This window comes from Liquorilactobacillus sicerae, from assembly GCF_029916425.1.
GTDB classification, from domain to species: Bacteria; Bacillota; Bacilli; order Lactobacillales; family Lactobacillaceae; genus Liquorilactobacillus; species Liquorilactobacillus sicerae.
Genome location: NZ_JAHAVQ010000226.1, coordinates 1 through 454 on the forward strand (window position 1 = coordinate 1; position 454 = coordinate 454).

Here is a 454-nt window from a genome sequence, read left to right on the forward strand (position 1 = left end):
GGAATTAAAAACTCCGGTAATATTTTTTTCCATTGAATGCATCCGCCCTTCAAACCGCTCATCTAAAGAAAGAAGAACAGTCTGAAAAAATATTTGGTCGTCAGTCTGAACGTCGTCTAAAAGCAAATGGGTCTGCCCTTCGGACCGATCAATATATGCTTTTGTATAAGTAGCTCCAGTCATTTTTTCTCTACATGGATAATTCTAGCAGTCAATAAAAAACTGTGCTAAGGAATAGTTAGAAGATAATTTTTTGAAAAATTTTCTCCGCCAATTTTTCCCAGGAAACTTTACTCGAGACATTCGAAAGCATAATGACTGCATTAGCAGCATTCTTACTAATAAAAACAGTTGGTTCATAATTCAAAATATATCCATGCGCCTTGTAATATTGAGGATAATTATAAGCACCCGAGGCATAAGCAAAACCATTAACTTTCGAATACATTTGTTT

At 34.8% G+C, this 454-nt stretch carries 2 pseudogenes; both read right to left on the reverse strand.

Annotated elements, in window-relative coordinates:
• A pseudogene (locus KH893_RS12140) lies at positions 1–183 on the reverse strand (hypothetical protein); the annotation flags it as partial.
• Positions 184–238: 55 nt separating this feature from the next.
• Positions 239–454, reverse strand: a pseudogene (locus KH893_RS12145) (serine hydrolase domain-containing protein); the annotation flags it as partial.